Annotated in this window: 14 protein-coding genes; 5 read left to right on the forward strand and 9 right to left on the reverse strand. The window is 70.8% G+C overall.

The window, feature by feature from the left end; translation table 11 throughout:
- Nucleotides 1-491: 491 nt before the first annotated feature.
- The gene (locus ABZY31_RS13785; protein ID WP_356408992.1) at nucleotides 492-1133 is read right to left on the reverse strand and encodes a DNA-3-methyladenine glycosylase; all 642 of its coding nucleotides are present in this window, start codon (nucleotides 1131-1133) and stop codon (nucleotides 492-494) included.
- Between the two features lie 105 nt (nucleotides 1134-1238).
- On the opposite strand from ABZY31_RS13785, the gene ABZY31_RS13790 reads away from it, so the two are divergent.
- The 3 genes from ABZY31_RS13790 to ABZY31_RS13800 all read left to right on the forward strand — a co-directional run bounded on the left by ABZY31_RS13790 (nucleotide 1239) and on the right by ABZY31_RS13800 (nucleotide 3263).
- Nucleotides 1239-2021 carry a sporulation protein gene (locus tag ABZY31_RS13790; RefSeq protein ID WP_356408995.1) on the forward strand — a complete coding sequence of 261 codons (783 nt, stop codon included), beginning with the start codon at nucleotides 1239-1241 and terminating at the stop codon, nucleotides 2019-2021.
- Nucleotides 2022-2078: 57 nt separating this feature from the next.
- Nucleotides 2079-2612 carry a YbhB/YbcL family Raf kinase inhibitor-like protein gene (locus ABZY31_RS13795; RefSeq protein WP_356408998.1) on the forward strand — a complete coding sequence of 178 codons (534 nt, stop codon included), beginning with the start codon at nucleotides 2079-2081 and terminating at the stop codon, nucleotides 2610-2612.
- 147 nt (nucleotides 2613-2759) lie between these two features.
- Nucleotides 2760-3263, forward strand: a complete 504-nt coding sequence (locus ABZY31_RS13800) for an HNH endonuclease (RefSeq protein WP_356409001.1) — start codon at nucleotides 2760-2762, stop codon at nucleotides 3261-3263.
- A gap of 68 nt (nucleotides 3264-3331) precedes the next feature.
- Here ABZY31_RS13800 and ABZY31_RS13805 read toward each other — a convergent pair whose 3' ends face one another.
- The 4 genes from ABZY31_RS13805 to ABZY31_RS13820 form a co-directional block, all read right to left on the reverse strand.
- On the reverse strand, nucleotides 3332-4108 hold the full coding sequence (locus ABZY31_RS13805) for a sulfite exporter TauE/SafE family protein (protein WP_356409004.1): 777 nt from the start codon (nucleotides 4106-4108) through the stop codon (nucleotides 3332-3334).
- A gap of 78 nt (nucleotides 4109-4186) precedes the next feature.
- Nucleotides 4187-5143 (reverse strand): SPFH domain-containing protein, encoded by a 957-nt coding sequence (locus ABZY31_RS13810; protein WP_351049571.1) that lies wholly within the window; start codon nucleotides 5141-5143, stop codon nucleotides 4187-4189.
- Nucleotides 5144-5238: 95 nt separating this feature from the next.
- The gene (locus ABZY31_RS13815; RefSeq protein WP_356409007.1) at nucleotides 5239-5667 is read right to left on the reverse strand and encodes an NfeD family protein; all 429 of its coding nucleotides are present in this window, start codon (nucleotides 5665-5667) and stop codon (nucleotides 5239-5241) included.
- Between the two features lie 67 nt (nucleotides 5668-5734).
- Entirely contained in the window at nucleotides 5735-6529 is a 795-nt protein-coding gene (locus ABZY31_RS13820) for an ABC transporter ATP-binding protein (RefSeq protein ID WP_356409010.1), read from the reverse strand.
- A 164-nt stretch (nucleotides 6530-6693) separates the two neighbouring features.
- Between ABZY31_RS13820 and ABZY31_RS13825 the strand changes: the two genes are divergently transcribed.
- Nucleotides 6694-7476, forward strand: coding sequence for a hypothetical protein (locus ABZY31_RS13825; protein WP_356409013.1), 783 nt, complete (start codon nucleotides 6694-6696; stop codon nucleotides 7474-7476).
- A gap of 103 nt (nucleotides 7477-7579) precedes the next feature.
- Here the strand turns inward: ABZY31_RS13825 and ABZY31_RS13830 are convergent, their stop codons facing one another.
- The 3 genes from ABZY31_RS13830 to ABZY31_RS13840 all read right to left on the reverse strand — a co-directional run bounded on the left by ABZY31_RS13830 (nucleotide 7580) and on the right by ABZY31_RS13840 (nucleotide 9809).
- Nucleotides 7580-7825, reverse strand: a complete 246-nt coding sequence (locus ABZY31_RS13830; protein ID WP_356409278.1) for a chaplin — start codon at nucleotides 7823-7825, stop codon at nucleotides 7580-7582.
- A gap of 150 nt (nucleotides 7826-7975) precedes the next feature.
- Entirely contained in the window at nucleotides 7976-8626 is a 651-nt protein-coding gene (locus tag ABZY31_RS13835) for a response regulator transcription factor (protein ID WP_356409016.1), read from the reverse strand.
- Nucleotides 8619-9809 carry a GAF domain-containing sensor histidine kinase gene (locus ABZY31_RS13840; RefSeq protein WP_356409018.1) on the reverse strand — a complete coding sequence of 397 codons (1191 nt, stop codon included), beginning with the start codon at nucleotides 9807-9809 and terminating at the stop codon, nucleotides 8619-8621. Before ABZY31_RS13840 ends, ABZY31_RS13835 begins: the two co-directional genes overlap by 8 nt.
- 483 nt (nucleotides 9810-10292) lie before the next feature.
- Here ABZY31_RS13840 and ABZY31_RS13845 point away from each other — a divergent pair, with 483 nt between their 5' ends.
- Nucleotides 10293-10973: a transglycosylase SLT domain-containing protein gene (locus tag ABZY31_RS13845; protein WP_356409021.1), complete on the forward strand. Its 681-nt coding sequence runs from the start codon at nucleotides 10293-10295 to the stop codon at nucleotides 10971-10973.
- A gap of 123 nt (nucleotides 10974-11096) precedes the next feature.
- Here ABZY31_RS13845 and ABZY31_RS13850 read toward each other — a convergent pair whose 3' ends face one another.
- The gene (locus tag ABZY31_RS13850) at nucleotides 11097-13589 is read right to left on the reverse strand and encodes an FHA domain-containing protein (RefSeq protein WP_356409281.1); all 2493 of its coding nucleotides are present in this window, start codon (nucleotides 13587-13589) and stop codon (nucleotides 11097-11099) included.
- Between the last annotated feature and the right edge of the window lie 336 nt (nucleotides 13590-13925).

Here is a 13925-nt window from a genome sequence, read left to right on the forward strand (position 1 = left end):
ATATGGCCGACCGTCCACTGCGTCCTCGCTGTTGTGGTTGCCTGCAAGCACCCGAAGGCCTCACAGGTCTTTTTCAAAGGAACCTCATCCACCGAGGTGGACGGGGTATCAACTTCTGGCGTTGATTTTTGGCACGCTGTTGAGTTCTCAAGGAACGGACGCTTCCTTTGTACTCACCCGCAGTATCACTACTGGGGTTTTCCTCCGGGCTTCGTTCTTCGTTTCCAACTCTACCACGCTCATTCCGTTCCGTTTAACCGGAGTGGAATTCGCATTTGGTGGCCGTTGGGGGCCTTGCCTTTCGGCGTGTTCACTACGTTAGCGGTTTTCCCTTGCGGCTCATAATCGGGCCGCCGGCGCTGAATTCGGACATGCCGAATTCATCCCCGTCAGGGTGATCGCAGTAGTGGGTTGGCCGCCTCCGGAGGGTCTGCAGAAGCAGTGCTCCGTTCTAGCGGCTCGGACTACGTTAGGCGTCTGCCAGGGGCGAGTCAAGTTGAGCGCCGGCGCGGCACGTGGGCCCGGTACGGGCTCACCGTGGGGTCCCGGGTGATCCAGAACCGGTACGGGTGGTCCGCGCCCGCGCCGCCGACTCCTGTACGGGGGCCCGTACTGACCAGGGCGGAATCGGCGGGGATGCCCGTAAGGACGGACAAGGGGGCATCCGGGCCCGCGCAGAGGTCTGCGCCGTCGAGGGAGCGGTCGATGGCGAGGGCGGTCGCGAGGCGGGCCGGGCCTTTGGCCAGTTCCTTGTCCGCTTTGGCGGAAAGTCGACGTTTGCGGGCCAGCTCGGCGCCCGCGGTGATCTCGCCCGCCCGGAGCAGCACCCCGCTCGCGTGGTCCGGGGGGCCGCAGACGAGGTTCAGGCTGAACCACATGCCGTAGATGAAGTAGACGTACGCGTGTCCGGGCGGACCGAACATCGACGCGTTGCGCGCCGTGCGGCCGCGGAAGGCGTGGGAGCCCGGGTCGGCCTCCCCCTCGTACGCCTCCACCTCGGTGATGCGCAGTTCCATCGGCCCGTCGGGGCCGCGCCGCACCAGGGTGCGGCCGAGCAGGTCGGGGGCCACGGTCAGGGCCGGGCGGTCGAAGAAGCCCCGGGTCAGGGGCGTACGGTCGGGTCGCGCGCTCATTCGGTCGAGCGTAGTGGAACGCCCGGTTTTGCAACCGGGGGTCAGGGTTCCGCGTTTGTAGTAGAGGTACGTCCGTAGTGCACGTCGTCAAGGGGAGTCTGGAACATGGGGTTCAGGAAGCTGTTCGCGAGCCTGGGTGCCGGTGGTGCTTCAGTGGACACCGTCATCACCGAGCCGAACGTGGTGCCCGGCGGGATCGTCCAGGGCGAGGTCCGGATCCAGGGCGGGTCCGTGGAGCAGCAGATCGAGGGCCTGAACGTCGGGCTCCAGGCGCGGGTCGAGGTGGAGAGCGGCGACCAGGAGCTGAAGCAGGACATCGTCTTCACCAAGCAGCGGCTCGGCGGTGCCTTCCAGGTCCAGGCCGGCGCGCTGCACGTGGTGCCGTTCAGCCTGGAGATCCCGTGGGAAACGCCGGTCACCCACTTCGGGGGTCAGCACCTGCACGGGATGAACATCGGGGTGAGCACCGAGCTGGAGATCGCGCGGGCGGTCGACGCGGGTGACCTGGACCCGATCAACGTGCACCCGCTGCCGGCGCAGCAGGCACTGCTGGACGCCTTCGGGCAGCTGGGGTTCCGGTTCCGCAGCGCGGACATGGAGCGCGGGCACATCCGGGGGACGCGGCAGACGCTGCCCTTCTACCAGGAGATCGAGTTCGTGCCGCCGTCGCAGTACCGGGGGCTGAACCAGGTCGAGCTGACCTTCGTGGCCGACGGGCGCGAGATGGACGTCGTCCTGGAGATGGACAAGAAGCCGGGACTGTTCTCCGAGGGCAGCGACACCTACCGCTGCTTCCAGGTCGGGCTGCAGTCCTACCAGGGGACCGACTGGGCGGCGTACCTGAACCAGTGGATCGCCTCCGTGGGTTCGCAGCGCAACTGGTTCTAGGCTCCTGCCGTACGAGACGTACGAGACGTACGGGTTCCCGTCGACGGAGGTTGAGCAGTGACCGACCAGAGCAGAGCGCCCCTTCCGCACGCCTTCCACCCCGAGGTGCCGTCCTTCACGGTCGAGAGCGCCGATCTCGCGCCGGGTGCGGACCTGGGCGACGCGCAGGTGAAGTCGGGCGGGAACCGTTCGCCGCAGCTGCGGTGGGAGGGGTTCCCGGCGGGGACGAAGAGCTTCGCGGTGACCTGCTTCGACCCCGACGCGCCGACGGGCAGCGGCTTCTGGCACTGGGTGCTCTTCGATCTGCCCACTTCGGTCACGGAGCTGCCGGCCGGGGCGGGCACCGGATCGATGCCGGGCCTCCCGGAGGGTGCGGTGCACGCACGGAACGACTACGGCACCCGTGACTTCGGCGGGGCGGCGCCGCCGGCCGGGGAGCGGCACCGGTACGTGTTCACCGTCTACGCGGTGGACACGGAGAAGCTGGGTCCGGACGCGGACGCTTCCCCCGCGGTGGTCGGGTTCAACCTGCGCTTCCACACGCTGGCGCGGGCGCAGTTGATCGGCGAGTTCGAGGCTCCGGCGGGCTGAGTTCTCCGAGCGTTTGCCCGGTCCTGGTCTAAAGACGGCCAGGACCGGGCATTTTTATTGCGTTGTCCCCGGTGGCGGGCGCGGCCAGAGTGGTTGCGGGCCTCGCCGCCAGGGTGGTCGCGGGCCTGCACACGGGAGGTGGGCGAGATGCGGGACACGCTGGTGCTGAATGCGAGCTTCGAGCCGCTGTCGACGGTGACGTTGAACCGGGCGGTGGTCCTGGTGCTCCAGGACAAGGCCGTGGTCGAGCAGTCGCATCCCGAACTCCGTGTGCGCGGGGCCACCATGGACCTGCCGATGCCGCGGGTGATCCGCCTGTGCAGGTACGTCAGGGTGCCCTTCCGAAGACATGCTCCCTGGTCACGGCGAGGGGTGCTGGCGCGTGACCAGCACCGTTGCGCGTACTGCGGCAAGCGCGCGACCACCGTGGACCACGTCGTGCCGCGGGCCCAGGGCGGCGGGGACACCTGGTTGAACACGGTGGCGTCGTGTGCCGTGGACAACCACCGCAAGGCGGCGCGGACTCCGGAGGAGGCGGGGATGCCGTTGCTCCGGAAGCCCTTCGTGCCGTCTCCGGCGGACGCGATGCTGCTGGCCATGGGGGCGGGGGTGCGGGAGGAGCTGCCCGAGTGGCTGGAGCGGATCGCGTGACCGGCCGGGTTCCGCCGCTCTCCTGACGTTCGGGGGGTACGTCAGGAGACGTAGTTCTGCTACGTCGCTCAGCGGAGCAGGAGCTGGGCGATGGCCACGAGGCCGACCACGACGATGAGCGCGCGCAGGGCGGTCGGCGGGAGCCGTCGGCCGACCTTGGCGCCGATCTGCCCGCCGAGGGTGGAGCCGACGGCGATGAGCAGGACGGCCGTCCAGTCGAAGTCGGCGACGAAGAGGAAGAACACCGCCGCGATGCCGTTGACCAGGGCCGCGACGATGTTCTTGACGGCGTTGACGCGCTGCATGTCCTCGTGGAGCAGCGAGCCCATCAGCCCGAGGTAGAGCACGCCCTGGGCGGCCCCGAAGTAGCCGCCGTAGGCGCTGGAGAGCAGCATGCCGGTCAGCAGGACCGGGCCGCCGTCGGGGTGCGGGCCCTCGCCCCCGGCGGCTTCCTGGCGTCGGCGCACGGCCCGGGCGATGCGCGGCTGGAGGACGACGAGCACGAGGGCGAGGCCGATCAGGACGGGCACGATCGTGTCGAAGGAGTCGGACGGCAGGGTGAGCAGCAGGACGGCGCCCGCGAGGCCGCCGACCAGGGAGACGGCGCCGAGACGCAGGATCCGGCCGCCCTGGCCCTTCAGCTCCTTGCGGTAGCCGATGGCCCCGCTGACCGAACCGGGCACCAGGCCCAGCGTGTTGGAGACGTTGGCCGTGACCGGGGGCAGGCCGGTGGCCAGGAGCACCGGGAAGGTGATCAGGGTGCCGGATCCGACGATGGCGTTGATGGTGCCGGCGCCGACGCCGGCGGCGAAGACCGCGAGTGCTTCCCAGATGGACAAGGCCATCCTCCTTGCATGAGTGGGTCGCCTCCCCGCCGTGAAGGTCGAGGGGCCGCACCGATCATGCACGAAGGCGGCCGGGGACTAGTCGATCGGGGGCTGCTCGCGGCGGTCCGGGGCGGCCGGCTGCTCGTCCTTGCGGTGCAGGCCGTTGGAACCGCCGCCCATGGGGCCGAAGTTGCCGATGGCTCCGCTGAGGCCCTTGAGGGCGTCGCCGATCTCGCTGGGGACGATCCAGAGCTTGTTCGCGTCGCCCTCGGCGATCTTCGGGAGCATCTGGAGGTACTGGTAGGCGAGGAGCTTCTGGTCCGGGTCCCCGGCGTGGATGGACTCGAAGACCGTACGGATCGCCTGGGCCTCGCCCTCGGCGCGCAGCGCGGCGGCCTTGGCGTCACCTTCGGCGCGCAGGATGGAGGACTGCTTCTCGCCCTCGGCGCGCAGGATCTCGGACTGGCGGACACCCTCCGCCTGGAGGATCGCGGCGCGCTTGTCGCGGTCGGCGCGCATCTGCTTCTCCATCGAGTCCTGGATGGAGGTCGGCGGCTCGATCGCCTTCAGCTCGACGCGGTTGACGCGGATGCCCCACTTGCCGGTGGCCTCGTCGAGGACGCCGCGCAGGGCCGCGTTGATCTCCTCGCGGGAGGTGAGGGTCCGTTCCAGGTCCATGCCGCCGATGATGTTGCGCAGGGTGGTGACGGTGAGCTGTTCGATGGCCTGGATGTAGCTGGCCACCTCGTACGTCGCGGCCCGGGCGTCGGTCACCTGGTAGTAGATGACCGTGTCGATGTTGACGACCAGGTTGTCCTGGGTGATCACCGGCTGCGGCGGGAAGGGGACGACCTGCTCGCGGAGGTCGATCCGGTTGCGGATCGAGTCGATGAACGGGACGACGATGTTCAGGCCCGCGTTGAGGGTGCGGGTGTAGCGCCCGAACCTTTCGACGATGGCCGCGCTGGCTTGCGGGATCACCTGGATCGTCTTGACCAGTGCGATGAAGACGAGGATCACCAGAATGATCAGAACGATGATGATCGGTTGCATGCGGTTCCCCGTGCCCTTCCGGCTGTCTGTGCTGCCCCGTTGAGCGGAGTCTCGCAGACCGGGGGCCCGCGAGTCGGGTGCTTGGTCACATGACGTCACATGACGACGGCGGTCGCTCCGTCGATCTCGACGACGTCGACCTGCTGACCCGGTTCGAAACTGCTGTCCGCGTCGAACGCGCGGGCGGACCAGATCTCCCCGGCGAGCTTGATCCGGCCGCCGCTGCCGTCGACCCGCTCGGTGACGACGGCGCTCCTGCCCCGCAACGCGTCGATGCCGCTGCGGTGTTGGGGCCGCTGGTCGCGGTGTCTGTTGGCGATCGGGCGGATCACGGCGATCAGCGCCACGGAGACGACGGCGAAGACCAGGATCTGCGCGGCCACTCCCCCGCCGAGTGCGGCGGTGACGGCGCCGGCGATCGCGCCGACGGCGAACATGCCGAACTCCGGCATGGCGGTGACGACCAGGGGGATCCCCAGTCCGACCGCGCCGATGAGCCACCACACCCATGCGTCGATGTTCATCACATGGTCATGGTAGGTCGGTCGGGCGCGGTCCGGACAGGGTGCGCGGGGCTCCGCGCACGGGGGTTCAGCGGAGCGGCAGGCCCTGGGCGGTCCAGCGCTCGTGGTCGCTGCGCTCGACGACGAGCGGGAGGCCGAAGCAGAGGGAGAGGTTGCGGGAGGTCAGTTCCAGCTCGATGGGACCGGCGGTGACGACCTTGCCCTGGCGGATCATGAGGACGTGGGTGAAGCCGGGGGCGATCTCCTCGACGTGGTGCGTGACCATGATCATCGAGGGCGCCAGCGGGTCGCGTGCGAGGCGGCCGAGGCGGCGGACGAGGTCCTCGCGCCCGCCCAGGTCGAGGCCGGCGGCCGGCTCGTCGAGCAGCAGCAGCTCGGGGTCGGTCATCAGGGCGCGGGCGATCAGGGTGCGCTTGCGCTCGCCCTCGGAGAGGGTGCCGAACTTCCGGTCGAGGTAGTCCGTCATGCCGAGGCGGTCGAGGAAGGCGCGGGCGCGCTGCTCGTCGATCTCCTCGTACTCCTCCTGCCAGGTCGCGGTCATGCCGTAGGCGGCGGTGAGCACGGTCTCCAGGACGGTCTGGCGCTTGGGGAGCTTGTCGGCCATGGCGATGCCGGCGACGCCGATGCGGGGGCGCAGGTCGAAGACGTTGACCCGGCCCAGCGTGCTGCCGAGGATGGTGGCGCTGCCGCTGCTCGGGAAGAGGTAGCTGGAGGCGACATTGAGCAGGGTGGTCTTCCCGGCGCCGTTGGGGCCGAGGATGACCCAGCGCTCCCCCTCCTTGACCGACCAGGAGACCTGGTCCACCAGAGCGCGGCCCTCGCGGACCACGGATACGTCCTCCAGCTCCAGAACGTCGCTCATGAGCGTGTTGTCTCCCCTTGCAGGTGTGTGCGGTGACGGTTCTCTGGGCGCCTGTGGGCGCAGCCCCAGGGGAAAACCTACGCCACTCGGCGGGGGCTGCGGTCGCCAGGCCGTGCGGGGCGGGCCGCGGGGGCGGGTCACCGACCGGTCACTAAGGTGGGGGAATGCTTGTGGAACCACGTTCGGGGCGGCTGGCCGCCTGGGGGAACGCGTTGCTGGCCGGTCTCGTCTCGCCCGACGACGCCGCGCTGTCGATCGTCGGGGCGGACGCCGTGCACCGGGTGGCGGAGCTGCCGGGCGAGAGCGGGCCGGTCGGGCTGACGCTCGGGCTCGGGCGGCTGCGGGCGCTGGGGGTCACCGGTCTGCGGGTGGCGCTGCCCGCGCCGGGGCATCCGCTGGGCCTGAGCGGTCCGCCGGAGTTCAACGCGCGGGCGCTGGACGCCGAGGAGGCCGTGGTCGCCGTCGGTGCGGCGCTGGGGCTCGTACCGCGGGTAACGGAGGCGGGGCCGGCGGGTGACGTGCACGTCGAGGTGGTGTGGCACTGCCTGCCGGTACGGGAGGCCCCGCCCGCCGACGTGCCCTCGCTCGGTGAGGCGGAGCGCGAGCTGGCGGAGGCGCTGCGGGAGGCGACGGCCGTACTGACCCGGCTGGACGTGGCGGCCTCGGGGCCGGTGGCCCAGGCGGCGATGTCCGCGTACCGGGCGCGGGCGGAGGCGGGGCGGGAGGTACTGGCCCCGGGGTATCCGCCGCGGGCGGTGCGGGTGCTGTCACTGGCGCAGCGGGTGGGGCTGCTGGTGTCCCTGGCGTACGAACGGGGCCACGGCGGCGCGGTGGCCGCCTCCGAGATGGCGGCCCGCGCGGAGGCCCTGCGCCCGGTCGAACGGGTGGCCCGGCGGGCCCAGGTGGCGGCGTACAACGCGTACGTGGAGGAACGGGAGCGGGGGTAGGGGCGGGACCGGCGGCGACCCCCGGGCCGGCAGTGCCCGGTGCGCGCGGCGCGGCCCCGCTTCCGGGGAGAGGGGGGAAGCGGGGCCGCGGGGTGGGGTGGCGTCAGTGGTTGATGCCGGTGTTGCCGAAGGCGGGGTTGAGCAGGCCGATCACGTTGACCGAGTTGCCGACCGCGTTCACGGGGACGTGCACGGGGACCTGGAGCAGGTTCCCGGAGGCCACGCCGGGCGAGCCCACGGCTTCGCCGTCCGCGGACGCACCGCCGTGCGCCGAGGAGACACCGGCGCCGGCGGCGACGAGGCCGCCCGCGATCAGGGTGGCGGCAGCGGCCTTCTTGAAGTTCTTCACGTTCTCGTCCTCCAGTACGTCTGCCGCGGCCAGCCGCCGCGGCACGTCCTGAAGAACGGCCGGAGGGGCGCCCGGGATACGCCATGTGGGCTACATACACCCGACCGTATGAATCTCATCCCGGACAGCAGGCGGTCGGATTCGGTCCCGTCAGTCGGCGATTGCGTGCCTGACCGCCCACAATGCGGCCTGCGTGCGGTCGGAGAGGTCCAGTTTCATCAGGATGTTCGAGACGTGCGTCTTGACCGTCTTCTCCGAGAGGACGAGGGCCCGCGCGATCTCGCGGTTCGAGCGGCCGTCCGCGATGTGGCCGAGGACCTCCCGCTCGCGGTCGGTCAGCGACCCGCCGCGCCCCGGGGCCGGACCCTGCTCGTCCTGGGAGAGCAGCGCCTCGGCGACCTCGGGCTGGAGCAGGACGTGCCCGGCGCGGACGGAGCGGATGGCCGCGGCGAGCGCGTCGGGGTCGATGTCCTTGTAGACGTATCCGGCGGCGCCCGCGCGCAGGGCGGGGACCACGGTGCGCTGCTCGGTGAAGCTGGTGACGATCAGCACCCGGGCGGGGTTCGCCAGCTCGCGCAGCCGGCGCAGGGCGTCGAGGCCGTCGGTGCCCGGCATCTTGATGTCCATCAGGATCACGTCGGGCCGCAGCTCCTCTGCGCGCGCGGCGCCCTCGGCGCCGTCGGAGGCCTCCCCGACCACCTCGATGTCGTCCTGTACTTCGAGGAACGTGCGCAGCCCGCGCCGGACGACCTGGTGGTCGTCGACGAGCAGGACCCTGATCCGGGCCGGCGTGTCAGCCACCGGGGACCTCCATCTCGATCGTGGTGCCCGCGCCGGGCGCCGAGTGCACGGTGAGGCGGCCGCCGGCCCCGCTCGCCCGGTCCCGCATGGAGACGAGTCCGAGGTGCCGGCCGGCCTTGCGGACGCCCTGGGGGTCGAAGCCGCTGCCGGAGTCGACGACCTTGAGCAGCGCTCCCCCGGCGGGGGTGCGGCTCAGGGTGACCTCGACGCGGTCGGCGCCGGAGTGGCGCAGGGCGTTGTGGAGGGCCTCCTGGGAAACGCGCAGGAGGGCTTCCTCCTGGGAGGCGGGCAGGGCGCGCACGCCGTCGCAGCGGAAGGTGACGTGGGCGCCGTGCGCACGGTCCAGGACGTTGATCTGGTGGCGCAGGGTCGCGACGAGGCCGTCCTCGTCGAGGGCGCTGGGGCGCAGCTCCACGACGGCGGCCCGCAGCTCGTCGGCGGCTTCCGCGGCGAGGGCGGCGACCTGGTGCAGTTCGCCCTTGGCCCGGGCGGGGTCGCGGTCCACGAGGGCGGCGGCGGCCTGGGCGGTGAGCCGCAGCGAGAAGAGCTTCTGGCTGACGGCGTCGTGCAGCTCGTGGGCGAGCCGGGAGCGTTCCTCGGCGATGGTCAGCTCGCGGCTGCGCTCGTAGAGGCGGGCGTTGGTCAGGGCGATGGCGGCGTGCTGGGCGAGGATGCCGAGGAGGGCCTCGTCCTCTTCCGTGAAGCCGCCGCGGGGGCCGGTGCCGCCGTCACCGGGCTCGGTACCCGGCGCCCGGGCGGGCCCGCGCTTGTTGGCGAGGAAGAGGGCGCCGAGGGTCTCCTCGCCGTCCCGGATCGGCAGGCCGAGGAAGTCGGACATCTCCGGGTGGGCGGCGGGCCAGCCGCCGAAGCGCGGGTCCTGCCGTACGTCGGCCAGCCGCTCGGGGGTGTCCTGGTGCAGCATCGCGGCGAGGATGCCGTGCTGGCGGGGCAGCGGGCCGATGCGGCGCCACTGGTCCTCGTCGATGCCGTCCACCACGAACTGGGCGAAGCCGCCGTGGTCGTCCGGGACGCCGAGGGCGGCGTACTCGGCGCCGAGCAGTTCGCGGGCCGAGACGACGATGGTCTTCAGTACGTCGCGGACCTCCAGGTGCCGGCTCATGGCGAGCAGCGCGGTGCTCACCGCGGCCAGACCGGTACGGGTTCCGTCGGGTCCGTTGCGCATGGGATCACCGTACTCGCGGCCGTGACCTGCGGAATCGGGCCTGCGACCTAGGTCCGCGGGCCCCGTCCGGGTGGGCCCCGGTAAGGGCGGCGTACGCCGGAGGGAGGGGCCTGTCTGCCTTTCGTACGAGGCCGCGGGGCCGGGATGTACGCCTTGAGGACGAGAACGCTCACCCTGTGGATTGCGACCGCAACGCACGGTGAAACCGTTACGTCCCCGATGTGAGCCCGCGCATAGGACGCACATCACTTACGAAGCTGCTTAGTGGACGGATAAAGGCCCTGTCAGGGCTACGGGGAGGGGCCGGGGGGGGCGGCGGTGGGCCGCAGCCGGGGCCCTTGATCCACTATCGGGCTTCGTACGTCACACCTTTGCCACAGGATTTTGCCGCCGCTAACAATGGCTCCCGTCGCACAGCGCCGCGGCTCAACACCACCGCGGCGCTTTCCTGCGGCTCCCGCTACCCGAAGAGGTTGACCACGCATGTCCGAGACCAGCACCCCCGGCCACAGTCGTCTGACCAAGGGCCACAAGATGTCGATCGCCGGAGTCGCCACCCTCGGCGCCGCCGCCCTCGCCTTCTCCCTCGTTCCGGCCGGCACGGGCGAAGCTGCCGAGACCGTCGTGGCCGCTCCCGTGGCCTGGACCCAGGCCGTGGACGGTGCGCAGGCGAAGAACCTGCAGCAGCACCTCACCGTGCAGCAGGTCGTCGCGGACAAGCAGGCCAAGGCCGCTCAGGCCGCGGCGAAGGCCAAGGCGAAGGCCAAGGCGGAGGCCGCCGCGAAGAAGGACCGCGCGGACAAGGAAGCCGCCAGCCGCTCGGTCCCGCGCAAGCCCCTGTACGCGAACAACCTTGACGGATGGATCAAGGAGTCGCTCGCGATCATGAAGGCGCACAAGATTCCGGGCTCCTACAACGGGCTCTACAAGAACATCATGCGCGAGTCCAGCGGCAACCCGCGGGCGATCAACAACTGGGACATCAACGCCCGCAACGGCATCCCCTCGATGGGCCTGCTCCAGGTCATCCGCCCGACCTTCCTGGCCTACCACGTGGCCGGCACCCCCCTCGACCAGTACCACCCGGTCGCCAACATCGTCGCCGCGGCCAACTACGCCGCCGACCGTTACGGCTCGATCGACAACGTCAACAGCGCCTACTGAGCCCTGCGGCTCGGCCATTGACGTCACCTCCAGCCCCCATGCGCCACAGGGCGGCCCCCGGAGTTCCGGGTGCCGCCCTGTGGCGTATCCGCGTACCGGCGCCCGTACCGACGGGCGCGCGGGTCACTTGCGCATGACCTCCGGCTCGTGGCGGCGCAGCAGGCGCGCCACCGCGAAGCCGCAGACGATGCCGAGGAGCAGCAGGACCGTGATGTCCAGGCTCCACTGGCCGATCGTGTGGTCCCACAGCGGGTCGGTGTTGGTGGGGTTGTCGCGGTCCCACGGCGGCATGAGCTTGCCGAGGTTCAGCGTGGTGCCCGCGGCTCCGACGGCCCAGCGCGACGGCATCAGCCAGGCGAACTGCTCCAGGCCGATCGAGTCGTAGATCTGGAAGAGGATGCCGGTGAACACGACCTGGACGATCGCGAACATGACGAGCAGCGGCATGGTCTTCTCGGCGGTCTTCACCAGGGCCGAGATCACCAGGCCGAACATCATCGACGTGAAGCCGAGCGCGATGACGGACAGGCACAGCTCGACGGCCGGGGGCATCATCAGGCCCTCGGCGGGCAGGTCGCGCGGGAAGAAGCCGATCCCGCAGATGATCACGCCCTGGATGGCGGTGATGAAGCCGAGGACGATGACCTTGGACATGAGGTACGCCGACCGGGACAGCCCGGTGGCGCGCTCGCGCTCGTAGATCACGCGTTCCTTGATCAGCTCACGGACCGAGTTCGCGGCGCCGGAGAAGCACATGCCGACCGCGAGGATCAGCATGATCGTGCCCGCGTCGCCGTTGAACTGCGAGGGCGGGGTCGGCGGGGCCAGGCCGAAGGTCGCCGGGATGACCGTGGAGACCACGCCCAGGACCGCCGGGAGGATCACCATCAGGCCCATGAAGCCCTTGTCGGACGCGATGACGGAGACGTAGCGGCGCATCAGCGTGAACAGCTGCGAGCCCCAGCCCTGGGGCTTGGGCGGACGCATCTGCTGCGCGGGCGGCATGGTGACCGACTGCGGGGCGACCGCGTCGATGTCGGCGGCGTAGAGCTGGTAGTGCTGCGAGCCCTTCCAGCGGCCGGCCCAGTCGTACTCCCGGTAGTTCTCGAAGGCGGAGAAGACGTCGGCCCAGGTCTGGTAGCCGAAGAAGTTCAGCGCCTCGTCCGGCGGGCCGAAGTACGCGACCGCGCCGCCCGGGGCCATGACCAGCAGCTTGTCGCAGATGGCCAGCTCGGCCACGGAGTGGGTGACGACGAGGACCGTACGGCCGTCGTCGGCGAGCCCGCGCAGCAGCTGCATGACGTCGCGGTCCATGCCCGGGTCGAGGCCGGAGGTCGGCTCGTCCAGGAAGATCAACGACGGCTTGGTGAGGAGCTCCAGGGCCACGGACACGCGCTTGCGCTGGCCGCCCGAGAGCGAGGTGATCTTCTTGTCCTTGTGGATGTCGAGCTTCAGCTCGCGCAGGACCTCGTCGATGCGGGCCGCGCGCTCGGACTCCGCGGTGTCACCGGGGAAGCGGAGCTTGGCGGCGAACTTGAGGGCCGTCCGGACGGTCAGCTCCTTGTGCAGGATGTCGTCCTGCGGAACCAGACCGATGCGCTGGCGCAGCTCCGCGAACTGCTTGTACAGGTTGCGGTTGTCGTAGAGGACGTCGCCCTGGTTGGCGGGGCGGTAGCCGGTCAGCGCCTTGAGTAGCGTCGACTTGCCGGAACCGGAGGGGCCGATGACGCCGACGAGCGACTTCTCCGGGACGCCGAAGGAGACGTCCTTGAGGATCTGCTTGCCGCCGTCGACCGTGACCGTGAGGTGGCGGGCCGAGAAGGAGACGGCGCCGGTGTCGACGAACTCCTCCAGCCGGTCGCCGACGATCCGGAAGGTGGAGTGGCCGACGCCGACGATGTCGTTGGGGCCGAGCAGCGCGGTGCCGGACTTCGGCAGCGGCTGGCCGTTGACGTAGGTGCCGTTGTGGCTGCCGAGGTCGTGGATCTCGAAGCGGCCGCCCGGCATCGAGCGGAACTCCGCGTGCAGGCGCGAGACCTGGAGGTCGGAGACGACCAGCTCGTTCTCCAGGGCGCGGCCGATGCGCATGACGTGGCCGAGCTCGAGGTGGTGGAACGTGGTCGGGCTGCGGTCGCTGTACCCGGGGCCCGACGGCGGCTGCTGCGCGACGCCCTGCTGGTGCGGGACGTGCGGCTGCGGCTGCGGCTGCTGGTACGCCGGCGCCGCCTGGTGCTGCGGGTACCCGTGCTGCGGCTGCTGCTGGTGCTGCTGGTGCGGCGGCTGCTCCTGCCAGTTGGCCGGCGGCTGGTGGGCCGGGGCCTGCACGGGCGTGACCGACACCGGGGCGGCGACGGTCAGATTCAGCCGCGGGCCGTCCTGCGCGTTGCCGAGGTGCACCGGCGTACCGGGCACCAGTTCGGTCTGCTGGACCCTGGCACCGTGCACGTAGGTGCCGTTGGTGCTGCCGTGGTCCTCGATCCCCCAACCCCGCCCGTTCCAGCTGATGGTGGCATGGCGCCACGACACCCGGGCGTCATCGATCGCCACGTCACCCTGGGGGTCGCGCCCCAGGGAGTACGACCTGGACGGATCGAGCGTCCAGGTCCTGCCATTCAATTCCAGTACGTGTTCCGGCACTCCAGCCCCACTTTTTGTCCCCCGAGGATCCCCCTGACGTCAGGGAGTCTAGGGATGGCGAACATCCGGGGGAACTATTTCAGGCCCGCGGCCGCCAGGGGAATCCGGGCTGCCCGGGAAACCGCCCCGAGCCCGGCAAGATGGCCCATAGAGGACAAGATTGCCGACCTGTGCACCGCTCCCGGCAGCGGTGGCACGTACAGGAGCCGCCCCGGCCCGGGCGCCCCCACCGGCCCCGGCCCCGCCGGACCCCGCCCCCCGGCCCGGCCGGCCCCCGGCTCCCGCCCCCCGGAGGCCGTCCGCAGGGTGGGACGG

Origin of the sequence: Streptomyces sp. NPDC006529 (assembly GCF_040611795.1) — a bacterium.
GTDB lineage: Bacteria > Actinomycetota > Actinomycetes > Streptomycetales > Streptomycetaceae > Streptomyces.